Below are 21390 nucleotides of genomic sequence, written 5' to 3'. Positions count from 1 at the left end.
CCGCGCCGTCGGAGCGGGGACGCGATGTGCAGATCCTGTGCAGGGACAGCGCCCGGCACCTCGCCGGAGGTGCCGCGCAGCCACGATGGTGGGGTGCCGACCGCAACCTGTGTCGACGTCCTGGTCGTCGGTGCCGGTCTCGCCGGCCTCTCCACCGCCACCGGGCTGGCCCGGCGGGGCCACGACGTCCTGCTCGTCGACCGGCGGACGTCACTGTCCGCAGCCGTCCGGACCACCGGCATCTTCGTGCGTCGAACGCTCGACGACTTCCCGCTGCCCGAGGAACACCTCGGGCCGCCCATCCGGCGAGTCGTCCTCTACCCGCCCGGGATGCGCCGCTCGGTGCCGCTGTCCAGCGGCCGGGACGAGTACCGCGTCGGCGACATGGCCGCGCTCTACGAGTCCGCCGCCCGGCAGGCGACCGCAGCCGGCGTCCAGGTCGCCACCGGGACCCGTTACCGCGGCCGGGACGCGGACGGCGTCGCCTACCTCGAGCGGTCCGGCGTCCCGGACGCCGTCCGAGCGCGGTTCGTCGTCGGCGCGGACGGGGCCCGCTCGCGGGTCGCCCGCGACCTCGGGCTGGACCGGAACACCGCGCTGCTCATCGGCGCCGAGGAGGTCTACCCCGTCGCCGCTCACGACGAGGAGCCCTCGTTCCACTGCCTGCTCGACCCGCGGGTCGCCCCCGGGTACCTGGCCTGGGTGGTCGACGACGGCCAGCACGCCCACGTCGGCGTCGCCGGGTACCCCGACCGGTTCCGCGCCGGGTTGCGACCCGCCCTCGACCGGTTCGCCGCCACCGCGCCCGCCAGGGTCGGCGTCCGGCGCGCCGGGGAGGTCGAGCGCCGTGGCGGGCCGATCCCGGTCGGGGGGCTGCTGCGCCGCATCGCCGGCCCGGACGGGCTGCTGGTCGGGGACGCCGCCGGTGCGGTGTCCCCGCTCACTGCCGGCGGGCTCGACCCGTGCCTGCGTCAGGCCGGTCTGGCCGTCGACGTGCTTGACGACGCGCTGCGCACCGGCCGCCGAGACGCGCTGCAGCGCTACGACGGAGCGAGCCTGCGGACCCGGTTCCGTGGCCGGCTCGCCCTGCGCAGGGTGCTGGCGGGGGTGCGCGACCACCGGACGGTCACCGCCGCGTTCGCCGTCCTGGGCACTCCGGTGGGGCGCTACGCGGCCCGGCGGGTGCTGTTCGGGGACCGCTCCTTCCCCGGCTGAAGCGGTTCGTTCACCGGGCTGGGTGGCGGGATTGCATGATCACGGCGGGGTGGAGGGAGTGTGGGGTGATCGCTCCACCGGTCTACCTGGTCAGGTCGCTACCGACACCTTCCGGGTTCTGGTGTGCCGCAGCGGGGCCCGGGCCGCCGCCGTGGTGCTCGCCGGGCGCCATGCCGGAGTCCCGCAGCAGCTCCGAGACCAGCCGACGGCTCGTCTCCAGGGTCTCGGAGAGCCGTTCCAGGCCGACGTCGAGCCGCCCCGCCTCGAGCGCCCACTTCGCTGACGACATGCCCTGCACGACGGTGTCGTTGATCTCGATGGCGTCCCGGTGACGCCGCGCGGCGGCCTCCAGCGCCGCTCGCTGGCGCTCCGCCGTCCGCAGCCGGTCTGTCGCGTCCCCGAGCAGCCAGCCGAGCAGCAGCAGCGGGACGGCCCGGGAGGCCCAGTCCAGCAGCGACAGCCCTGCCCCCGTCACGCCCGCCCACACGCCGAGCAGCAGCAGCGAGAACAGCCCTGACCAGACACCAGCCTGGCGGCCGAACGCCGCGGCGAGCAGCGTCACCGGAAGGGCGTACAGCAGGGCCACGGTGTCGGAGCCGGCGCCGCCGGCGAACCGCAGCGCGGTGACCGCGGCGAACAGGATCCCGGCGACGGCGAGCGTGAGCGCGGGCCGCTGGCTGAACCAGGGCCCGCGCAGGGTGGAGGACCGGATGGAGGCAGACATGTCCGAACCAGGGTCCGCGGCGTCCCGCGCCTCGCCCCAGGGTCCTTGGTCCCGGTCTGCTCGACCCCGGTCTGCTCGATCCCGGTCTGCTGGGCTCACGGGCGGTCCTCCGGAGGGCGGACCGCGACGACGAGGCAGTCCAGGGCCGTGCGGTCCGGGCCGTCCTCGGCCGGTACCGGACGTCGCACCTGCTCCGCCCGGTGGATCACCAGTCCACTGCCGGCGAGGTCGGCGACGACGTCGTCGGCCGTGTACAGGACGGCCGGGTCCTGAGGGCCGCCGGCACCTGCGGTCAGGTTGTCCCGGTCGTGGGCGACGACGAGCAGTGTCCCGCGGGGGGCGGTGCCGGCGGCGGCGTTGCGCAGGGCGACCCGCCGCTGCTCCGCCGGCAGCTGGAGGTAGGCCACGACGACGAGGTCGAACGCCGCCACCGGCGGCGACCAGCGAGTCACGTCGGCCTGCACCGTGACGAACCGGTCTGCGGCGTCACCGAGCCGGTGCCGCGCGAGCTCGCGAGCCCGCTGCAGGCCGACGGCGGAGAAGTCCACCGCGGTCACCTGCCAGCCCCGCTCGGCAAGCCACAGCCCGTTGCGTCCCTCGCCGGCGGCGACGTCGAGGGCCCTGCCGGGCGTCAGCGGCCCCGCCACCTCCTCGACGAACCGGTTGGGACCGGCCGACCAGACGAGGTCAGCTGCCGCGTACCGCTCGTCCCACCGGGAGCCGTCCATAGGTCCTCCTTCGGAATACATACCCAGGGGGGTATGTTGTCGCACCTGCCGCCGATCTGCTGGAGGACAAGCGTGGGACTGTGGAACCTGTTCGGCAACCGGCTGCCGGCCGTCGACGCCGAGACCGCCCGGGAGCTGGTGGCCGGCGAGGCCGTCATGCTCGACGTCCGCGAGGCCACGGAGTGGCGGGCCGGGCACGCTCCGCACGCCGTCCACGTCCCGCTGGGGCGGATCGCGGAGGCGCCCAAGCGGCTACGGGCGGGCCGGCAGGTCGTCGTCGTGTGCCGCAGCGGCAACCGGTCGCGGCAGGCCACCCGCAGGTTGCGTGAGCTGGGCATCGACGCGGTGAACCTCCGTGGCGGCATGCGAGCCTGGCAGGCCGCCGGCGGGGCAGTCGTCGACGGCCGCAACCGCCCCGGCGTCGTGGCCTGATAGCCCCCGGCGCTGCGCCTGCACCGGGCTTCGACGACACCAACCCCGTCCCGCAAGGAAGGACCCAGCCATGAGCACCGTCGCCCTCACCGTCGAGGACTTCGAGCAGACCGTTCGCGGCAACGACATCGTCCTCGTCGACTTCTGGGCTGCCTGGTGCGGCCCGTGCCGCATGTTCGCCCCCGTCTTCGAGAAGGCGTCCGAGCAGCACCCCGACATCGTCTTCGGCAAGGTCGACACCGAGGCGGAGCGCCCGCTCGCAGCCGCCGCGGGCATCACGTCGATCCCCACCCTCATGGCGTTCCGCGAGGGGATCCTGGTGCACGCCCAGCCGGGGGCCCTGCCCGCTCCAGCCCTCGAGCAGCTCATCGAGGCAGTGCGCGGACTGGACATGGACGACATCCGACGGCAGGTTGCTGAGCGGGACGCCCGGCAGACTGCCTGAGCCACGACCCGATCCCGAACCGAGACCCGAGGAGCAGAGCAGATGAGCTACGGAACCTCCGTCACCGTTGACAGCCCGTTCGAGGAGACCGTGACCGCGGTCCGGGAGGCGCTCGCCGACCAGGGATTCGGCGTCCTCACCGAGATCGACGTCCAGGCCACGTTGAAGAAGAAGCTCGACCACGACATGGACCCCTACCTCATCCTCGGGGCGTGCAACCCGCCGCTGGCCAAGCGCGGCCTGGACGCCGAAGCCGGTCTGGGCCTGCTGCTGCCGTGCAACGTCGTCGTGCGCGCCGACGGTGACCGCACCGTGGTGGAGGCGATTGACCCTCAGACCATGGTCGAGCTGACCGGCAACGACGACCTCAAGTCGGTGGCCGACGAGGCCGCGCTGCGGCTCGCTGCGGCCCTGCGGACCCTGGAGTCCTGACCGGGACCTAAGGCCCTAGGGCACCCGGCCAGCACGGCCCAGCCTGCAGGGGTGGCCCTCACCCGTCGAGTCGAGAGGCTGACCCCTGTCGAGGCTCGGGCGCTTCTCGGCACTGTGTCGATCGGCCGCGTCGTGTTCGCCGACCGCGGTCTGCCCGCGGTCCTGCCGGTGACCTTTCTGCTCGAGGGAGACGCCGTGTTCTTCCGGACGGCGGAGGGCTCGCGGCTGGCCCGGGCCGGGGACGACGAGGTGCTCACCTTCCAGGCCGACATGCTGAGCCCGGCGTCCCGCACCGGGTGGAGCGTGGTCGTCACCGGCAACGCCGAGGTCGTCACCGACCCCTCGACGCGGTCCGCGATGATGGCGCGGCTCGAGCCGTGGGTGCCGGGTATCAGGGACGTCGTCGTCCGGATCCCGCTGACCGTCGTGCAGGGCCGGCGGATCACCGCGCACTGAGCGGGGACCCGCCGGCCCTGGTCGTGCAGACGTCAGCGGCCGGGGGTGAAGCCCTTGCGGTCCCAGCCCTGGTTCGTCCCGACGGCGACGGTGACCGACTCGACCGTGGCGTTCCCGGCGGCGTCCGTCGCGGTGTACGTCAGGGTGTACCGCGTGCCCTTGACCGCCCGCACGAGGACCTCCGTGTCGTCGACGACCACCCATGACGCCTTCGGCGATGTCCACGAGGCCTTCGGCGACGTCGCGGTGACGTCGGTCAGCTCGACGGTGACGTCACCGCTGTCGTCGGAGGCCTCCACCGACACGGACACCGGCACGAGCGTGTTGTTCGGCGGCCAGATCCGCTCCGGGCTCACCGACACGGCGAGCTCCGGGGCCGTGGTGTCGGGGACGTCCAGCCCGACCCCGACGAGGATCGGGTCGTGGTCGGAGGACCGGTACGGGTCCGGCGCCCACAGCGCATCCTGGGCGTCCTCCTTGAAGGTCGTGTCGTAGTCGATGAGACTCACCTCGTCGGCGTTGACGTGCCAGGCGGCGGCGCCGGTCACCTGCTCGGTGAGGGCGGCGCTGGCCAGGGCGTGGTCGAGGTATCCGAGCTGGCCGTCGAACACGTACGAGTAGGCGTACTCGCCGCCGAACGCCTTGACCAGGTCGGTGTAACCGGCATCGACGAACACGTCGACGGCGTCCTCGTGGTCGTAGGCGTTGAGGTCGCCGATGACGAGGTCGTTCGGGCTGCCGCTGCCGGTCGGGTCGCCGGCGATCCAGTCCACCATCTGCTGCGCCGCCGCGGTGCGGACGCCCGCGCAGTTGCCCTGGCCGTCACCGGTGTCCGGCGCCTCCTCGCACGCTGAGCCCTTCGACTTCAGGTGGTTGACGGCGACGTCGACGAGAGCGCCGGTCGCGTTCTCCTGGAAGGTCTGCAGCAGCGTCGGCCGGTTGCGGCCGTCGGCGTAGTCGAGCGCGGCGAACTCTCCGACCGGCGTGACCGTGGCCGGTTGGTAGATGAGGGCGTTGGTGATCTCGTCGCCACCGAGGACGCCGGTCTCGATCGCGGCGTAGTAACCGTCGGTCCCGATGTGCTCGTTGAGCGCGTCGACGAGGTCGAGCACCGCGGTCCCGTTGTTCTCGATCTCCACGAGGCCGTAGACGTCGGCGTCCATCTCCGCCAGGGCGGCGACGATCTTCGCCTGCTGCCGCTCGAGCTCTTCGAGGCTGTCGGCGCCCCGCTTGTCCAGGGTGGTGAAGTAGTTCAGCACGTTGTACGAGGCCATCTGCAAGGTTCCGCCGACCTCCGGGACGTCCGGGCGCGGGTTGCGGGCCTCGTAGCCGGCTGGCTGCGTCGGCTGGATCCGCCACAGGTTGTACCGGTAGTCCAGGATGCCGGTGACGTCGGTCAGGACGTCCCCGCCGCGGAAGAGGTTGTCGAGGGTGAACTCCTCGCCGTTCGGGTGCCGCGCCGGGTCCGGGTTCTCGACGCTCCGGCCGTCGTCGAGGGTGATCCGGTTCTCGGCGTTCGCCGCGGCCAGGGCGGCCGCCTCGGGACTGCCGGGCTCGTGCACCGCGGTCGGCTGGTACTGCCGCTCGGTGCCGAGCGCGATCTCCCCGTACCGGCCGAAGTTGTAGTACTCGAGGATCGTCAGCTCCTGCGGGAACGTCACGAGCATCCCCTCGTAGCGCTCCTCGTCGCCGATCGGCACGCTGAGCTCCAGCGGCTCCGGCACGTCGGCGGCCCCGAGCACCTCGATCTCGTCGCCCCTGCTGCTGAGCTGCGTGCTGCCGTAGTACTCGCCGGCAGTACCGGTGACCCGGACGACGTCACCCTCGGCGACGTCCACCGCACCGCGGGCGTAGACGAAGATGCCGTCGGAGGTCGCCGGGTCGTCGTCCCCGGCGTCCTGGACGAAGAACCCGTCGAACCCGCCGGTCTGGAAGTCGCCGGTCACGACCGCCTCGACGGTCACCCGCTGCCCGTTGAGCGGGGTCGTGTCACCGTCGCCCTGGACGGCGCCGACCGGCACCAGCTGCGGCTCCGGCTCGGGGCCCGGGTCGGTGCCGCCCCCGCCACCAGGGGTGCACTCGGTGACGGTATGGGTGCCGAGACCGTCGAAGGTGTCGGCTGCGAAGCCCTCCCACTCCGCGGCGGGGTCGAAGGCGTCGGCGGTGTTCGTGTCCCCGGTGCAGACCGTCGGCAGACGGCGCAGCGTGTTGTCGGCGGTCGACACCAGATCGGTGCCCCACTGGCTGCCCGGGTCGACGCCGACCTGACCGAGCGAGTCGACGACGGTGTTGCCGCGGGTGAGGACGAGGGCGTCGTCGCCGTTGAACCACCCTCCGCCGACGGTCTGGTCAGCCAGCGCCAGTAGTCCCTCGGAGGCTGCGGAGTTCACCAGCACGTGGACGTCGCCGGCCTCCACGGTGCCGGTCAGGTCCACGGTCAGCCCCGGGGTGTCGTTGCCGTTGAAGTACATCTCCAGCGCGTACGCCGACAGGTCGATGGCGGCGTCCGTGCCGTTGTAGATCTCGATCGCCTTGTTGTACGACGATCCCTCGACGTACTCGCTGATGAGCAGGTCGTCGGTGGTCGCTGCCGCGGCGCTCGTCGCCGTCGCCACCGGGGCGAGGAGCCCGGTGACGAGGAGCGTCGTTGCCGCGGCCACGGTGCGTCGGTGCCGTGTCTGCATGGCCGTCCCTGGGTCGTGTCCGCTGCGCCGCCCGACCGGCGGCACGGACCGCCACGCTAAGGCCGCGAGGTGTCCGGTTTCCACCTATTGGGTGAACGTCCGGTCAGTGCTTGCCGACGGTCAGCAGGACGCCGCAGCGTGCGGTGACCTTTGCCTCTGGCCCGGTGGCCGGGCTAGGTGCTGACTTGACCCATGACGGTCTGGGACGACACGCGGGCCCGTCTGGCCGGCCAGCCGGGTGGGGGTCTCAACATCGCCGTCGAGGCAGTGGACCGGCACGTCGCCGAGGGGCGCGGGCAGGACGTGGCGCTGCGGTTCGTCGGCCGGCACGGTGAGCGGTCGGTGGCTACCTTCGCTGGGCTGTCGGCCGACAGCGGCGCCCTCGCCGATCTGCTGGGGCAGCTCGGCACCCGGCCCGGGGACGCGGTGTTCACCCTGCTCGGCCGGGTGCCGGAGCTGTACGTCACCGCGCTGGGCACGTGGAAGGCGCGGGCCGTGCTGTCGCCGCTGTTCTCGGCGTTCGGGCCGGAGCCGGTCGCGCAGCGGCTGGCTCTCGGCCGTGGTCGCGTGCTCGTCACCACCGAGCAGCTGTACCGGCGCAAGGTCGCCCCGGTGCGCGACCGCCTGCCCGACCTCGAGCACGTGCTGCTCGTCGGCGGGTCCACCGGTGGCGTGCCGGGCGGGACGGCGTTCGACGGGGCGCTCGCCCAGGGCGACCGGGCTTTCGTCGTCCCGCGAACCGACCCGCAGGATCCCGCGCTGCTGCACTTCACCAGCGGCACGACTGGCACCCCCAAGGGCGCGGTTCACGTGCACGAGGCCGTGGTGGCGCACGCCGCGACGGCGGCCGGGGTGCTGGGGCTACGACGCGGCGACGTCTACTGGTGCACGGCCGACCCCGGCTGGGTCACCGGCACGTCCTACGGCATCATCGCCCCGCTCGTGCTCGGCGCCACCAGCGTCGTGGACGCCGGTGACTTCGAGGCGCGGCGCTGGTACGAGCTGCTTGCCGCCGAGCGCGTCGAGGTCTGGTACACGGCGCCCACGGCGCTGCGGATGCTCATGCGGGCGGGGGACGAGCTGGCCGGCGAGCACGACCTGTCGGCGTTGCGGCACGTGGCCAGCGTGGGGGAACCGCTCAACGGCGAGGTCGTGCTGTGGGGCGCCCGAGTTCTCGGCCACCCGGTCCACGACACGTGGTGGCAGACCGAGACCGGCGCGATCATGATCGGCAACCCGCCGGGGGAGGCGCCCGTGCCCGGGTCGATGGGCCGGCCGGTGCCGGGCATCGAGGCGGCCGTGCTGGCACGCGGGGACGACGGTCGGGCCCGCGTGACCGACGGGGCGGTCGAGGTGCTCACGGACCCGGACCAGGTCGGCGAGCTCGCGTTGCGTCCACCGTGGCCGTCGATGTTCCGCGGCTACTGGGGTGCGCCCGAGCGGTACGCCGCGGCGTTCGCGGGTGGCTGGTACCTCACCGGTGACCTGGCGCGGGTGGACTCCGACGGCCGGTTCTGGTTCGTCGGCCGGGCCGACGACGTCATCAAGAGCGCGGGCCACCTCGTGGGACCGTTCGAGGTGGAGTCGGTGCTGATGGAGCACCCGGCGGTCGTCGAGGCCGGGGTCATCGGCAAGCCGGACCCGGTTGCCGGAGAGCTTGTCAAGGCGTTCGTGACGCTACGGTCCGGGGTCGAGCCGGACGAGGCGCTGCGCGCGGACATTCTCGCCTTCGGTCGCCGGCGGCTCGGCTCGGTCGCACCGCGCGAGGTCGACTTCGACCAGAACCTGCCGCACACGCGCAGCGGCAAGGTGATGCGGCGCCTGCTGCGGGCCCGTGAGCTGGGACTGCCCGAGGGCGATCTGTCCACGCTGGAGGGCGTGTCATGAGCGACCGGCTGCACCTGCTGCGGGAGATGCTGCGCGTGCGCCGCTTCGAGGAACGCTGCGTGGAGCTGTACAGCGCGCAGCGGATCCGCGGCTTCATGCACCTGTACGTGGGGGAGGAGGCCGTCGCCGTCGGTGTCTGCGACGCGCTCGACCCGCAGGACGCCGTGGTGTCGACGTACCGCGAGCACGGGCACGCACTCGCCCGCGGGATGCCGATGGAGTCGCTGATGGCCGAGATGTTCGGCAAGGTCACCGGGTGCTCACGAGGCCGCGGCGGGTCGATGCACCTGTTCGACGTCGCACGGCGTTTCTACGGCGGCAACGCGATCGTCGGCGGCGGGCTGCCGCTCGCGGTGGGGCTGGCGCTCGCTGACCGGATGCGGGGGCAGACGCGGGTGACCACGTGCTTCTTCGGCGACGGCGCGGTGGCAGAGGGCGTGTTCCACGAGTCGATGAATCTCGCCGCGCTGTGGCGGCTGCCGGTGCTGTTCGTCTGCGAGAACAACCTCTACGCGATGGGAACCGCGCTCGCGCGGCACCAGGCGCAGACCGACCTGGCCCTGCGGGCCGCCGGGTACGGGATGGTGTCCTGGGCGGTCGACGGCATGGACGTCGACGCCGTCGCCTCCGCCGCCCGGCGCGCAGTCGCCCTGGTGCGCTCGGGTACCGGCCCGTGCTTCCTGGAGATGCGGACCTACCGCTTCCGGGCCCACTCGATGTACGACTCGGACCGCTACCGCGACAAGGCCGAGGTCGAGGCGTGGAAGCAGCGGGACCCGCTGCCCGCACTGGCCCTGCGCCTGCGCGCCGACGGTTCTCTGGACGACGAGACCTGGCAGGCGATGGAGGCCGAGGTGGCACGGGAGGTCGACGCCGCCGTGGAGGCCGCGGAGGCCGCGCCGACCGAACCGGTCGAGGACCTCACCCGCTTCGTCCGCTCCGAGTCGGCGCCGTCATGACGACGACCACGCTCACCAGCTACCGCGTCGCGGTCCGGGAGGCGCTGCGGGAGGCGATGCACCGCGACGAGCGGGTGTTCCTCATGGGCGAGGACGTCGGCGCGTACGGCGGCTCCTTCGGCGTGAGTCTCGGGCTGCTGGAGGAGCTCGGGCCGGAGCGGGTCCGCGACACCCCCCTGTCGGAGGCCGCGTTCGTCGGTGCCGGGATCGGTGCGGCGATCGGCGGGATGCGCCCGGTCGTCGAGGTGATGACCGTGAACTTCAGCCTGCTCGCGCTCGACCAGATCCTCAACAACGCGGCGACCTTGCTGCACATGTCCGGCGGACAGGTGAACGTGCCCCTCGTCGTCCGGATGACGACCGGCGGCGGACGGCAGCTGGCGGCGCAGCACTCCCACAGCCTGGAGGGCTGGTACGCGGCGATCCCGGGGTTGACGGTGCTCGCGCCGGCGACGGTCGCCGACGCCCGCGGCATGCTGTGGCCGGCCCTGCTCGACCCCGACCCGGTGCTGATCTTCGAGCACGGGGGCCTCTACAACGTCGAGGAGCCTCTCGCGGACGACGCCGGCCCGGTGGACATCACCAGGGCGGCGGTGCGACGTCCCGGCACCGACGTGACCCTGATCGCCTACGGCGGGACGCTGTCCGTCGCCCTGGCCGCGGCCGACCTGCTGGCCGACGACGGCGTGGACGCCGAGGTCGTGGACCTGCGCGTGCTGCGGCCGCTCGACGACGAGACCGTCGTCGGGTCGGTGCGCCGCACCCACCGTGCGGTGGTGGTCGACGAGGGCTGGCGCACAGGCAGTCTCGCGGCCGAGGTCAGTGCCCGGATCACCGAGCAGGCGTTCTACGACCTCGACGCGCCGGTGCAGCGAGTCTGCTCGGTGGAGGTGCCGATGCCGTACGCCCGCGACCTCGAGCAGGCGGCGCTGCCTCAGCCCGGACGCGTCGTGGACGCGGTACGTGCGGTGGTGGGCTGACGTGGCCGACTTCGTGATGCCGTCCCTCGGCGCGGACATGGAGGAGGGCACCGTCCTGCAGTGGCTGGTGAAGCCGGGGGACGTCGTCCACCGCGGGGACGTCGTCGCCGTCGTGGACACCGACAAGGCCGCCGTCGACGTCGAGGTGTTCTCGGACGGCGTCGTCGAGGAGCTGCTGGTCCCGGAGGGAACGCGGGTGCCGGTGGGCACTCCGCTCGCCCGGCTCGCGCCGGGCGGCGCGGCCGTCGCAACCGCCCCGACCCCGGCCCCGGCAGCGTCGGCCCCGGCAGCGCCGGCCCCGGCAGCGCCGGCCCCGGCAGCGCACGCGCCGGCGACCTCTCCGCTGGTGCGCAAGGACGCTCGGTCTCACGGTGTGGATCTGGCGCGAGTGCACGGCAGCGGCCCGGGTGGACGGGTGCGACGCGCGGACGTCGGTCGTCCCACCCGGCCGCCGGTCTCGCCGTACGCCAGGCGTCTCGCGCGCGAGCAGGGCGTTGACCTCGCCTCTGTGCGCGGGACCGGCCCGGGTGGTGCCGTGCGGGCCGACGACGTGCGGGCGGCGGCCACGGTCGCGCCGGCCCCGGCCCCGCGTGCGGCGTCACCGATGCGGGTGTCACCGATGCGCGAGACCATCGCCCGCGCCATGACGCGGTCGTGGCGGGAGGTGCCGCACTACCACTTGGCGTCGACCATCGACCTGCACCCGGCCGTGACGTGGCTGCGGCAGATCAATCTCGACCGGCCGGTCAGTGATCGGGTCGTGCCGGCGGCGCTGCTGCTCAAGGCCACCGCCCTTGCGCTGCGAGACGTGCCGGAGCTCAACGGGTTCTGGGCGGACGACGCCTTCGCCGGGTCGCCCACGGTGCACCTGGGCGTGGCGGTGTCGCTGCGCGGTGGGGGACTGGTGGCGCCGGCGCTGCTGGACGCCGACCAGCTGCCGCTGGCGGACCTGATGCGCGGTCTTCGTGACCTCGTCGAGCGAGCCCGGCGCGGCCGGCTGCGCCGCGAGGAGCTCGAGTCGGCGACGGCGACCGTGACCAACCTGGGCGACCTGGGGGTCGAGGTCGTGCACGGGGTCGTCTACGCGCCGCAGGTCGCGCTCGTCGGTTTCGGTCGCGTCGTGGAGCGGCCGTGGGCGGTCGACGGGATGGTCGGTGTCCGGCCGGTCGTCACGGCGACGCTCGCCGCGGACCACCGGGCGACCGACGGGTTCACCGGTGCCCGCTTCCTGGCAGCCGTCGAGAAGTACCTACAGCGTCCGGAGGGGCTGTGAGCATGGGCATCGACGAGGCCGACCGCGTCGTTCGTAGCGCCGTCCTGGGTATCGTGCCGGATGCCGACCTCGACGAGGTCGGGGCCGACGAGGACCTGCGTGACGCGCTCGAGCTGGACTCCCTGGACTTCCTGGCCTTCGTGGAGACGTTGGCCTCGGGCACCGGCGTGCGGCTCGACGAGGACGACTACCCGCGGCTGCGTACGCTGCGCGGGGCGGTGGAGCTCATCGCCCAGCGCAGCTGAGCAGCTGAGGAGCCGTCTCGCGCAGGAATGCCGCACGTTCGTCGGGTCGCTGTGCGGCGAGCTCCTCGACCACGATCTGGAGGGCGCCCGGGCGGGCGAGCCCCAGGATGGGGACGTCCACGTGCGGCCCGTCCGGGCGGGTGTCCAGCGGCACCAGGATCCGCCGGGGTGCGAAGGTCCACGACGTGGCACCGGGGCGGCCGAGGATGCGAACGACGGGCCTGCGCGGACGTGGCACGACGACCTCGGCACCTGTGACATCCTCCCAGGCGAGCTGCGCATCGGCCCCCCAGCCCCGAAGCGCGACGTGCCGGTTCGTCAGCGTGACGTCCGGACGGCGCAGCAGAGCGCGCACGGTGTCCGGGAGGGGCAGGGCGACGAGAAGCAGCACCGGGAGGAGCAGCAGCCCGCCGCTTCGAAGCCCGATCGCGAGAGCGCCGTAGAGCACCAACGCGCTCAGCGCACCCAGGACGAGAACGTTCGCCACCGGCACATGGGGCCGTAAGCGCAGGTGAAGCTCTGGTCCGTCCGCGGTCTCGCGCGTGGTGATCGCGGACTCGACCACACGGGGTGCACGGCCGAAGATCCAGAGCGCGGCAGCCACCGCCAGGAGAACGAGCCCGATCAGCACGGCGGCCGTCGCCGTCTCGTCGCTCATGAGTGGCACGGTGAGCACGAGCACGCCGATGGCTCCCGCCACCCCGGCGCCGACAGAGGCAAGCCAACGCCTAGAAGATCGCATCCCAGGCGTCCTCCGCGAGATCACCCACTGCGGCACCGGTGTCGGCCACCTCCTGCCACCCGTCGACGATCGCATCCCCGACGTCACCGACGCTGTCGGCCCCACTTTCCCGCAGCGAGTCCACAGCTCCCGAAGTGAAGGTGCCGACGATCGTGCCGACCACGGTTCCCCCGACGAGCCTATGGCGGTACCGACCCCATTAGTGCGCTGTCCTCGCAACTTCGCAACTCGGTCGGTTCGGAAGGGCAACCCGATCGACGGGCGGACGCCTGTCGAATCGTCACACGCGCAGTAGATGGGCCGGATGCTTTGCGTCACAGGGTTCTTGCACGATCCTGATTGTCGGTGGTGCCCTCTAGCGTTGCCGCATGACGACGACAACGGCTGTGGCAGAACGACTTCGGCGGGCGCTGCGCCCGGAGCCCGAGCCGGTGGAGCTAGTCCCGGTCGAGGATGCCGAGCAGGGAAGGCGCCTGCAGGACGGTGAGCGGTGGGCGGCGGTCGTGTCGCGGCCGGCGCTGCAGCGCATGGCGCCCGGCCCCGAGGTGGCGGCACTGGTCGCCTCGATGGACCCGGCGCACCTGGCCGGCTACGACCTCATCGAGTACATCGCCGCCCTGGCGCGGCTGGAGGCCTGGGTCGAGGCGGCCAAGGATGTCGCGTGGGCCGAGCTGGCCCGGCGGCGTCCGGCGCCGGTCGAGCCGAACCGGCGGGGCGAGGCGCGCGCGGACGACGAGCGCGGCATCTCGGAGTTCGCCGCTGACGAGATCGCCGCCCGGCTCAAGCTGCCGCGGCGCGCCGTGCAGATCCGGCTCGCGGAGGCGGTCGACCTGACGAGCCGGTTGCCGGCGACGCTGGAGGCCTTGCGGAAAGGGGAGATCTGCCGGGCGCGCGCCCGCGTTGTCATCGAGCACACCGTGACGCTGACGGCGAACAAGGCTCGTGCCGTCGAGGAGTACGTGCTGCGCCGCGCGCCGCAGCAGACTGCCCGGCAGCTGCGGCCGTGCGTGCAGCGGCGAGTGCTGCGCGTGGACCCGGACGCCGCACGGGCTCGGCACGAGAAGGCGCGAGCGCGGCGGGCGGTGTGGCTGCGTCCCGAGCCGGACGGGATGGCGACGCTCGGCATCCACCTGCCCGCGGAGGACGCGATGTCGGTGTTCCACGCGCTCGACGGTCGGGCACGGGCACTGCGTCAGGCAGGTGACGCCCGACCGCTCGACGCGTTGCGTACCGACGCGCTCGTCGAGCTCGCTCGGCACGCGCTGGAGAACTGTCCGACACCGCTGGCCACGCGTCAAGGACGCAAGCCGCAGGTGCACGTGGTCGTGGCCGCCAGCACGCTGCTCGGGCTCGACGACCGGCCCGCGGAGCTGCGCGGCTATGGGCCGGTGCCGGCCGACGTCGCCCGCCGCATCGCGGCGGACGCAACGTGGCGGCGGCTCGTCGTCGACCCGCTGACCGGTCGGCTGCTCGACTACGGCCGCACCACCTACGCGCCACCGCAGGAGCTGCGAGACCACGTCGTGGCCCGAGACGTCACGTGCACAGCCCCGACGTGCATGCATCCAGCGGAGACCGGCGAGATCGACCACGTGGTGGTGTTCCCGGAGGGGCCGACCAGTGCCACCAACACCCATGCACCGTGCACCCACGACCACCGGGCCCGGCACCAGGGCGGCTGGTCCGTGTCCCGGGACGACGGCGGCGTCACGTGGACGAGCCCGACCGGCCACGCCTACCGCACCGACGTCCCACCGGTGCTCGGCGACTGGGACGCCGACGACCTCGGCGCCGCGACGCTCGAGGAGCTGCGCGCAGCCTTGAGCGCGACGGACGCTGCCGGCGCCGGGCCCGAGCCGGCGGACGCCGACGAGCCGGAGGAGCCCCCGTTCTGACCACCTGACCACGAGCCGAGGTCGCTGCCGGTCGCTCGTGCGTGTCGTCCACCTGCAGCGCCACGGGGAGCGCTCCGGCCGCCCGGTGCCTCCACCTCCAGTACGACCACGCGACCGCCGTTCCAAGGCCGGCTGATTCACCACAGGACGGCACCGATCCAGCCCATCACCACGGCCGCGACTGCGAACCAGGAGCCGCAGCCGCCGCACCGCCAGCCGTAGCGGTGGGCCGAGTGCGCCCTAGTGAGCACATCGATGCCTGAGGAGTATGCTTTTCTGCATGCGCACGACTCTGAACCTTGATGACCAGCTCATGCGGCAGGCCAAGGAGGAGGCGGCGCGATCGGGCCGCACTCTCACGTCGGTCGTCGAGGACGCGCTGCGTGAGGCCCTGTCACGTCGCGCGGCTGCGCCGGTCGAGCCGTACCAGGTGCGGCCTTTCGCGGGGTCGGGCCTGTGCCCGGGTGTCGACTTGAACGACTCGGCGGCTCTCCTCGACCTCATGGACGAGGACGCGTGATCCTCTTCGACGTCAACGTGCTCGTACTCGCGCTGCGCGCCGACGCTCCTCAGCACGATCGCTACCGGCGGTGGTTGGAGGAGGCAGTCTCCACGCCTCTCGCGTTCGGACTTGCCGAGATGGTGCTCAGAAGCGCCGTACGGGTCCTCACCCATCCCCGCGTCTTCCAGCCACCGACGCCCCTGGATCATGCGCTGGACGAGCTCGGCAGGCTTCGCGCACGACCGAACTGCGTTCTCGTCGCCCCTGGCCCACGGCACTGGGAGATCTTCGTCGACCTGTGTCGACGGTCAGGCGCCACAGGCAATCTCGTGCCTGACGCCTACCTCGCGGCGCTGGCGATCGAGTCGGGCAGCGAGTGGATCACCACGGATCGCGACTTCGCGCGCTTTCCCGGTCTACGGTGGCGGCACCCGTTCCAGGTCGAGTCGTAGCAGCGAGCGCTGCCAGCACCTCATCGTGCAGTCTCCGCGCATCTGTGCGACACGGCGGCAGGGACGGCTACCACTAACGAGCCCGTCGCACCTGTGGGGAAGTCACCAGCACTAGTGTCGCCGCACCAGATGGAGAGGTCGCTGTGGAGATGCTGCGTCGCTCAGCGGAGCCGGCCGGGGTGGCGCCGACCGGAGCCGTTCCGCCGCAGGACGCGGTGATCTTCGACATGGACGGCGTCGTCACGGACACCGCGAGGGTGCACGCGCAGGCGTGGAAGCAGTTGTTCGACGGTGTCCTGGCCGATCCCCGCGTGGGCGCCGCCGGGGAACCTTTCGACCCGGACGTGGACTATCGCCGTTATGTCGACGGACGGTCCCGGGAGGACGGCGTGGTGGCCTTCCTGGCGTCCCGCGGGATCGAGGTCCCGCTCGGGACGCCCGGGGACGGGCCGTCGGAGTGGACCGTGCACGGCCTGGCGGCCCGCAAGAACGAGATGTACCTGGAGCTGCTCGGCCGGCACGGGGTGCGGGTGTTCGGCGGCACGGTGGCCCTGCTGCGCCGACTGCGCGCCGGCGGTGTGCCGGTCGCCCTGGTCACGGCCAGCCGCAACGCCGCGGCGCTGCTCGCGGCAGCGGACCTGGCCGGGATGTTCGACGTTGTCGTGGACGGTCAGGTCGCGGCGGACGAGGGGCTGCCCGGCAAGCCCGACCCGGCCACGTTCGTGGAGGCGGCTCGCCGGCTCGGGGTGCCGGCGGCCAGGACCGCCGTCGTGGAGGACGCCACGTCGGGCGTCGAGGCCGCGCGTCGTGGCGGCTTCGGGCTCGTGGTGGGCGTGGCCCGGTCCGGTAACCGGGAGCAGCTGGAGCGTGCCGGGGCGGACGTCGTCGTCGAGGACGTCTCCCAGCTCGACCTGGGTGCGCTGCGAACCGACCCGTGGGTGCTCGTCTACGAGGGCTTCGACCCGGCGCACGAGGGGCACCGGGAGGCGCTGACCGCTCTGGGCAACGGGTACCTGGGCACCCGGGGGGCGGCGCCGGAGCACTCCGCCGACGGCGTGCACTACCCGGGCACGTACCTCGCCGGGGTGTACAACCGCGTGACGTCCACGGTGCACGGGCGGCAGGTGGAGGACGAGCACCTGGTCAACGCGCCGAACTGGCTGCACCTGGACCTGCGCACCGACGCCGGTCCGTGGTGGTCCGAGGGCGGTCTGAACGTGAGCCGGGAGCGCCGCGAGCTGGACCTGCGCCGCGGCGTGCTGACGAGACGCGCGGTCCTGACCGACCGAGCGGGGCGCCGGCTGAGGCTGACGCAGCGTCGCCTGGTCTCCATGGCCCGCCCTCACGTGGCCTGCCTGCAGACCACCCTGGTGGCCGATGGCTGGAGCGGCCGGCTGACTGTGGCGTCCGGCGTCGACACCGCCGTCCGCAACCGCAACGTGGCGGAGTACCGGGCCCTGGCGGACCGCCACCTGCGGTTGGTCCAGGCGCAGGAGTGCGGGGACGAGACGTTCCTCGTCGAGGTGGAGACGACGCAGAGCCAGGTGCGCATCGCAACCGCCGTCCGGACGACGGTCGCCGGCGCGGTTCCGGTTCCGACCTGGAGGTCAGGGCAGCGGCCGGGCCACGAGTTCGGCCTGCCGCTGCGGGACGGTGAGCCGGTCACGGTCGAGAAGACCGTGGCGGTGTACACCTCCCGGGACCGGGCGATTGCCTCACCCGGGCTGGCGGCAGTGGGCGACGTGTCGTGTCCGCCCGGGGCATTCGCAGACCTGCTCCCTGACCACGAGAGCGCCTGGGCGCGGCTGTGGCAGCGGTTCGGGATCGAGCTGGACGCCGACCGCCAGACGCAGCTCGTGCTGAACCTGCACGTCTTCCACCTGCTGCAGTCGGTGTCGCCGCACACCGCCGACGTCGACGCCGGGGTACCGGCCCGCGGCCTGCACGGCGAGGGCTACCGGGGCCACGTCTTCTGGGACGAGCTGTTCGTGCTGCCGGTCGTGACCCCGCACCTGCCCTGGGTCGGCCGGGCGCTGCTGGACTACCGCTACCGGCGGCTCGACACGGCACGCCGGGCCGCAGCCGACGCGGGGTTCGCGGGGGCGCTGTTCCCGTGGCAGAGCGGCAGCGACGGCCGCGAGGAGACCCCGCGGCAGCTGTACAACCTGCGGTCCGGACGCTGGATGCCGGACAACTCCCACCGGCAGCGCCACGTCGGGCTGGCCGTCGCGTACAACGCCTGGCAGTACTACCAGGCCACCGGGGACGTCGCCTGGCTGGCTCACCGGGGCGCCGACCTGATCATCGAGGTCGCCCGGCTGTTCGCCAGCATGGCGACATACGACCCGGACCAGGACCGGTTCCACATCGAGGGCGTGATGGGCCCCGACGAGTACCACGACGGCTACCCCGACGCGCCGGGAGAAGGACTGCGGGACAACGCGTACACGAACGTGCTGGCCGCCTGGGTCTGCCGGCGGGCCCGCGACGTCCTGGCCGTGACCGCCGGCCACGACTGCGACGAGCTGCACGCCCGCCTGCGGATCACCGTCGAGGAGCCCGAGCGCTGGGGTCACCTGAGCCGGCGCCTCGCCGTGCCCTTCCACGACGGCGTGATCAGCCAGTTCGCCGGGTACGAGACGCTGGAGGAGCTCGACTGGGACCGCTACCGCACCACCTACGGCAACATCGGACGGCTGGACCTCATCCTGGAGGCCGAGGGCGACACGACCAACCGCTACCAGCTCGCCAAGCAGGCCGACGTCCTCATGCTCGTGTACCTGCTCGGGCCGGACGGCCTGGAGGAGATGCTGCAGCGGCTGGGCTACCAGCCCTCGCCGGACCTGCTGGCCCGCACCGTCGACCACTACCTGGCCCGCACCGCGCACGGCTCCACCCTGAGCCGCGTCGTCCACGCCTCGGTGCTGGCCCGGATGGACCCGGCACGCGCGTGGACGACGTTCCGCGACGCGCTGACCGCCGACCTGGACGACACCCAGGGCGGGACGACGAGCGAGGGCATCCACCTCGGGGCGATGGCAGGGACGATCGACATCGTCACCCGGTCGTTCGCCGGGGTGCAGCTGCAAGACGCCGCCGTGACGTTCGACCCGCGGCTACCCGACGGGCTGGAGGCGGTGAGCTTCACGCTCGTGCACCGGGGCCAGCGGTTCCGGGTGGACATCTCCCAGGAACACGTACAGGTGTCCGCGGACCCGTGTGCCGCCAACCCGCAGGTCCAGGTCAGAGTCGGGTCGCGGAGGCTCGCCGTGTCAGATCGGGGCCACGGAGCCCGCCATGCATGAGGTGCTGGGGATGCTCGACGTGTCGGGTAGACGTCCGGTTAGTGCTTCCCGACGGTCAGCAGGATGACGGAGTCCTCGACCGCCTCTACCCGGTGGCGTTCCTCCGGGACGACGAGCAAGGTCCCGGTCTGCCCCTCGGCGGCGTCGCCGGTCTGCGCGCCGACGAGCCGCACCCGGCCGGACAGCACGTGCAGCGTCGCCTCGCCGGGGTTCTCGTGGTCGTCGAGAGCGGCGCCGGCGCGCAGTGCGATGACGGTCTGGCGCAGGGTGTTCGCCTGGCCGCCGAAGACGGTGACGGCGGCCCGGCCGCTGCCGGCGGTGACCGCGGCCTCGGCCTGCTCGCGGGCGACGGCTCCCAGGTCGACGTGGTCCATCAGCCCACCCTCTCCCACCCGCGCCGCGGCGTCCGGCTGCCGAGGCACAACACGGCGACAAGAACTGGGGCGAACCTAGCACTCCAACTCCAACCCCGCCGTGATCATGCAATCCCGCCACCACGACAGGGTGGCGGGATTGCATGATCACGAGGGGGTGGGGGAGGGTGGCGGCCGTGACCGTCCGTGACCTGGTCCGGCGCAGCCGCCGGGACCTGCTCCTGGCCGCCGGGGTGATGGCCTGGATCGGCGTAGTCCTGTGGCTGGACCGCTCCGGGCCGATGCTCGAGCAGGTGGCGCTCGGCGTCCTCACCTGGGGGGTGCTGATCGCTCTGCTCCGTCGCGAGACCCCGCTCGTGCGGGCCCAGACCGGTGTGGTCGTCGTGCTCGCCACGATGGTCGAGTACACGTTCTCCCCGCTGCTCGAGGCGTACACGTACCGGCTGGAGACCGTGCCCGCGTACGTGCCGCCCGGGCACGGGCTCGTCTACCTCGCCGCGCTGGCGCTCGGCCGCAGCGAGCTGTTCCAGCAGTGGTCCCGCCCGCTCGTCGCGGCGACGGTCGTCGTCGGCGGGGCCTGGGCGGTGCACGGCGTGACGCTGGCCGAGCGGCACGACGCCCTGGGCGCGTTCTGGTTCGCCTGCCTGCTCGGCTTCCTCGCCTGGGGCCGCTCCCGGACGCTCTACGTGGGGGCGTTCGTCGTCGTCAGCTGGCTGGAGCTGGTCGGGACGGCGTGGGGCACCTGGCAGTGGGCCGAGCGGGACCCGGTCCTGGGGGTCGTCACCCAGGGCAACCCGCCGAGCGGGGCCGCCGGCGGCTACGGCTGGTTCGACCTGTGGGCGATCCTGCTCGCGCCGTCCGTGCTGTCCTGGTGGAGCACCCTGAGGACGTCGTCGTGCAGGTGCCCGTTCGTGGCCAGGGCGCTGCCGCCGAAGGGACCGGGGACGCCGTCCAGCGAGGTGAACCGGCCGCCCGCCTCGGTGACGACGGGGACGAGCGCCGCCATGTCGTGCACCTCGAGCTGGGGTTCGCAGGCGATGTCGACCGCGCCCTCGGCGAGCAGCGCGTACGACCAGAAGTCGCCGTAGGCGCGGGTGCGCCAGCACCGACGGGTGAGGTCGAGGAACTGCGGCAGCGACCCGCGCTCCTCCCAGCCGGCGAGGCTCGAGTACGACAGTGAGGCGTCGGGGAGCCGCCGGACGTCGGAGACCCGCAGCCGGGTGGCCGAGGACAGCCGTGGCCCGCTCCACGCCCCGGAGCCGACCGCGGCCCACCAGCGGCGGTTGAGCGCGGGAGCCGACACCACGCCGAGCACCGGCTCCCCGTCGTCGACGAGGGCGATGAGCGTGGCCCACACCGGCACGCCGCGGACGAAGCTCTTCGTGCCGTCGATCGGGTCGACGACCCACTGCCGCGGGCCGTGTCCGGTCGGTGCGTACTCCTCACCGATGACCGCGTCCCGAGGCCGGGTGCGCCCGAGCTGGGCCCGCACCAGCTGCTCGGCGCCGCGGTCGGCGTCGGTGACCGGGCTGAGGTCCGGCTTGGCCTCCACCCGCAGGTCCTGGGCGCGGAAGCGCTCCATCGTCAGGCCGTCGACGGAGTCGGCGATGACGTGGGCCAGCCGCAGGTCGTCGTCGTAGCCTCGGTTCACCCCGTGCAC

Annotated in this window: 21 protein-coding genes; 14 read left to right on the top strand and 7 right to left on the bottom strand. The window is 72.9% G+C overall.

Translation table 11 applies throughout. From position 1 onward, the window contains the following. The first annotated feature begins 24 nt into the window (after nt 1-24). Entirely contained in the window at nt 25-1215 is a 1191-nt protein-coding gene (locus tag HJG43_10440; protein UER54889.1) for an NAD(P)/FAD-dependent oxidoreductase, read from the top strand. 82 nt (nt 1216-1297) lie between these two features. Here the strand turns inward: HJG43_10440 and HJG43_10435 are convergent, their stop codons facing one another. Both HJG43_10435 and HJG43_10430 read right to left on the bottom strand, forming a co-directional pair. Further along, nucleotides 1298-1939 carry a hypothetical protein gene (locus tag HJG43_10435; protein ID UER54888.1) on the bottom strand — a complete coding sequence of 214 codons (642 nt, stop codon included), beginning with the start codon at nt 1937-1939 and terminating at the stop codon, nt 1298-1300. A gap of 95 nt (nt 1940-2034) precedes the next feature. After that, nucleotides 2035-2667: a class I SAM-dependent methyltransferase gene (locus HJG43_10430; protein UER54887.1), complete on the bottom strand. Its 633-nt coding sequence runs from the start codon at nt 2665-2667 to the stop codon at nt 2035-2037. A 33-nt stretch (nt 2668-2700) separates the two neighbouring features. Between HJG43_10430 and HJG43_10425 the strand changes: the two genes are divergently transcribed. The 4 genes from HJG43_10425 (at nt 2701) to HJG43_10410 (ending at nt 4432) form a co-directional block, all read left to right on the top strand. Further along, a complete protein-coding gene (locus tag HJG43_10425) occupies nt 2701-3099 on the top strand; it encodes a rhodanese-like domain-containing protein (GenBank protein ID UER54886.1) in 399 nt (132 codons plus the stop codon). 70 nt (nt 3100-3169) lie between these two features. Next, nucleotides 3170-3544 carry a thioredoxin gene (trxA, locus tag HJG43_10420; GenBank protein ID UER54885.1) on the top strand — a complete coding sequence of 125 codons (375 nt, stop codon included), beginning with the start codon at nt 3170-3172 and terminating at the stop codon, nt 3542-3544. Nucleotides 3545-3586: 42 nt separating this feature from the next. Further along, complete coding sequence (locus HJG43_10415) at nt 3587-3976, top strand: DUF302 domain-containing protein (GenBank protein ID UER54884.1); 390 nt, start codon at nt 3587-3589, stop codon at nt 3974-3976. 78 nt (nt 3977-4054) lie between these two features. Continuing rightward, nucleotides 4055-4432: a pyridoxamine 5'-phosphate oxidase family protein gene (locus HJG43_10410; GenBank protein UER55889.1), complete on the top strand. Its 378-nt coding sequence runs from the start codon at nt 4055-4057 to the stop codon at nt 4430-4432. Nucleotides 4433-4464: 32 nt separating this feature from the next. Here HJG43_10410 and HJG43_10405 read toward each other — a convergent pair whose 3' ends face one another. After that, a complete protein-coding gene (locus tag HJG43_10405; protein ID UER54883.1) occupies nt 4465-7116 on the bottom strand; it encodes an ExeM/NucH family extracellular endonuclease in 2652 nt (883 codons plus the stop codon). Nucleotides 7117-7308: 192 nt separating this feature from the next. On the opposite strand from HJG43_10405, the gene acsA reads away from it, so the two are divergent. The 5 genes from acsA to HJG43_10380 are packed head-to-tail and all read left to right on the top strand — an operon-like array spanning nt 7309 to nt 12460. Further along, nucleotides 7309-9003, top strand: coding sequence for an acetate--CoA ligase (acsA, locus tag HJG43_10400; protein ID UER54882.1), 1695 nt, complete (start codon nt 7309-7311; stop codon nt 9001-9003). Between the two features lie 14 nt (nt 9004-9017). Further along, nucleotides 9018-9962, top strand: a complete 945-nt coding sequence (pdhA, locus tag HJG43_10395) for a pyruvate dehydrogenase (acetyl-transferring) E1 component subunit alpha (GenBank protein UER55888.1) — start codon at nt 9018-9020, stop codon at nt 9960-9962. After that, nucleotides 9959-10942 carry an alpha-ketoacid dehydrogenase subunit beta gene (locus HJG43_10390; protein ID UER54881.1) on the top strand — a complete coding sequence of 328 codons (984 nt, stop codon included), beginning with the start codon at nt 9959-9961 and terminating at the stop codon, nt 10940-10942. Before pdhA ends, HJG43_10390 begins: the two co-directional genes overlap by 4 nt. A gap of 1 nt (nt 10943) precedes the next feature. Continuing rightward, nucleotides 10944-12215: a 2-oxo acid dehydrogenase subunit E2 gene (locus tag HJG43_10385; protein ID UER54880.1), complete on the top strand. Its 1272-nt coding sequence runs from the start codon at nt 10944-10946 to the stop codon at nt 12213-12215. A 2-nt stretch (nt 12216-12217) separates the two neighbouring features. Continuing rightward, nucleotides 12218-12460, top strand: coding sequence for an acyl carrier protein (locus HJG43_10380; protein ID UER54879.1), 243 nt, complete (start codon nt 12218-12220; stop codon nt 12458-12460). Here HJG43_10380 and HJG43_10375 read toward each other — a convergent pair. Together HJG43_10375 and HJG43_10370 are read right to left on the bottom strand one after the other, a co-directional pair. Then, on the bottom strand, nt 12441-13118 hold the full coding sequence (locus HJG43_10375) for a hypothetical protein (GenBank protein UER54878.1): 678 nt from the start codon (nt 13116-13118) through the stop codon (nt 12441-12443). The two genes, HJG43_10380 and HJG43_10375, sit on opposite strands and share 20 nt — an antisense overlap. Before the next feature lie 70 nt (nt 13119-13188). Next, complete coding sequence (locus HJG43_10370; protein ID UER54877.1) at nt 13189-13365, bottom strand: hypothetical protein; 177 nt, start codon at nt 13363-13365, stop codon at nt 13189-13191. Nucleotides 13366-13570: 205 nt separating this feature from the next. Here HJG43_10370 and HJG43_10365 point away from each other — a divergent pair, with 205 nt between their 5' ends. From HJG43_10365 to HJG43_10350, 4 genes are all read left to right on the top strand, one after another. Continuing rightward, complete coding sequence (locus HJG43_10365; GenBank protein ID UER54876.1) at nt 13571-15097, top strand: DUF222 domain-containing protein; 1527 nt, start codon at nt 13571-13573, stop codon at nt 15095-15097. A gap of 280 nt (nt 15098-15377) precedes the next feature. After that, the gene (locus HJG43_10360; protein UER54875.1) at nt 15378-15617 is read left to right on the top strand and encodes a type II toxin-antitoxin system VapB family antitoxin; all 240 of its coding nucleotides are present in this window, start codon (nt 15378-15380) and stop codon (nt 15615-15617) included. After that, on the top strand, nt 15614-16051 hold the full coding sequence (locus HJG43_10355) for a type II toxin-antitoxin system VapC family toxin (protein ID UER54874.1): 438 nt from the start codon (nt 15614-15616) through the stop codon (nt 16049-16051). The genes HJG43_10360 and HJG43_10355 overlap by 4 nt, the downstream gene beginning before the upstream one ends. A gap of 149 nt (nt 16052-16200) precedes the next feature. Beyond that, nucleotides 16201-19356, top strand: coding sequence for a beta-phosphoglucomutase family hydrolase (locus HJG43_10350; GenBank protein UER54873.1), 3156 nt, complete (start codon nt 16201-16203; stop codon nt 19354-19356). A gap of 38 nt (nt 19357-19394) precedes the next feature. Here HJG43_10350 and HJG43_10345 read toward each other — a convergent pair whose 3' ends face one another. Then, a complete protein-coding gene (locus HJG43_10345; protein ID UER54872.1) occupies nt 19395-19730 on the bottom strand; it encodes a LuxR family transcriptional regulator in 336 nt (111 codons plus the stop codon). A gap of 817 nt (nt 19731-20547) precedes the next feature. Beyond that, on the bottom strand, nt 20548-21390 hold the full coding sequence (gene hisN, locus HJG43_10340) for a histidinol-phosphatase (protein ID UER54871.1): 843 nt from the start codon (nt 21388-21390) through the stop codon (nt 20548-20550).

It is taken from the genome of Kineosporiaceae bacterium SCSIO 59966, from assembly GCA_020881835.1.
Classification (GTDB): Bacteria; Actinomycetota; Actinomycetes; order Actinomycetales; family SCSIO-59966; genus SCSIO-59966.
Note: the sequence above shows the minus strand (reverse complement) of the source record. Positions and strands in the feature narration are given on the sequence as shown.

Bases quoted from the DNA above. Each gene is read 5' to 3' on its own strand.
- HJG43_10440 (UER54889.1), top strand. From the start codon at position 25: ATGTGCAGATCCTGTGCAGGGACAGCGCCCGGCACCTCGCCGGAGGTG.
- HJG43_10435 (UER54888.1), bottom strand. From the start codon at position 1,939: ATGTCTGCCTCCATCCGGTCCTCCACCCTGCGCGGGCCCTGGTTCAGC.
- HJG43_10430 (UER54887.1), bottom strand. From the start codon at position 2,667: ATGGACGGCTCCCGGTGGGACGAGCGGTACGCGGCAGCTGACCTCGTC.
- HJG43_10425 (UER54886.1), top strand. From the start codon at position 2,701: ATGTTGTCGCACCTGCCGCCGATCTGCTGGAGGACAAGCGTGGGACTG.
- trxA (UER54885.1), top strand. From the start codon at position 3,170: ATGAGCACCGTCGCCCTCACCGTCGAGGACTTCGAGCAGACCGTTCGC.
- HJG43_10415 (UER54884.1), top strand. From the start codon at position 3,587: ATGAGCTACGGAACCTCCGTCACCGTTGACAGCCCGTTCGAGGAGACC.
- HJG43_10405 (UER54883.1), bottom strand. From the start codon at position 7,116: ATGCAGACACGGCACCGACGCACCGTGGCCGCGGCAACGACGCTCCTC.
- acsA (UER54882.1), top strand. From the start codon at position 7,309: ATGACGGTCTGGGACGACACGCGGGCCCGTCTGGCCGGCCAGCCGGGT.
- HJG43_10390 (UER54881.1), top strand. From the start codon at position 9,959: ATGACGACGACCACGCTCACCAGCTACCGCGTCGCGGTCCGGGAGGCG.
- HJG43_10380 (UER54879.1), top strand. From the start codon at position 12,218: ATGGGCATCGACGAGGCCGACCGCGTCGTTCGTAGCGCCGTCCTGGGT.
- HJG43_10375 (UER54878.1), bottom strand. From the start codon at position 13,118: ATGAGCGACGAGACGGCGACGGCCGCCGTGCTGATCGGGCTCGTTCTC.
- HJG43_10365 (UER54876.1), top strand. From the start codon at position 13,571: ATGACGACGACAACGGCTGTGGCAGAACGACTTCGGCGGGCGCTGCGC.
- HJG43_10360 (UER54875.1), top strand. From the start codon at position 15,378: ATGCGCACGACTCTGAACCTTGATGACCAGCTCATGCGGCAGGCCAAG.
- HJG43_10350 (UER54873.1), top strand. From the start codon at position 16,201: ATGCTGCGTCGCTCAGCGGAGCCGGCCGGGGTGGCGCCGACCGGAGCC.
- HJG43_10345 (UER54872.1), bottom strand. From the start codon at position 19,730: ATGGACCACGTCGACCTGGGAGCCGTCGCCCGCGAGCAGGCCGAGGCC.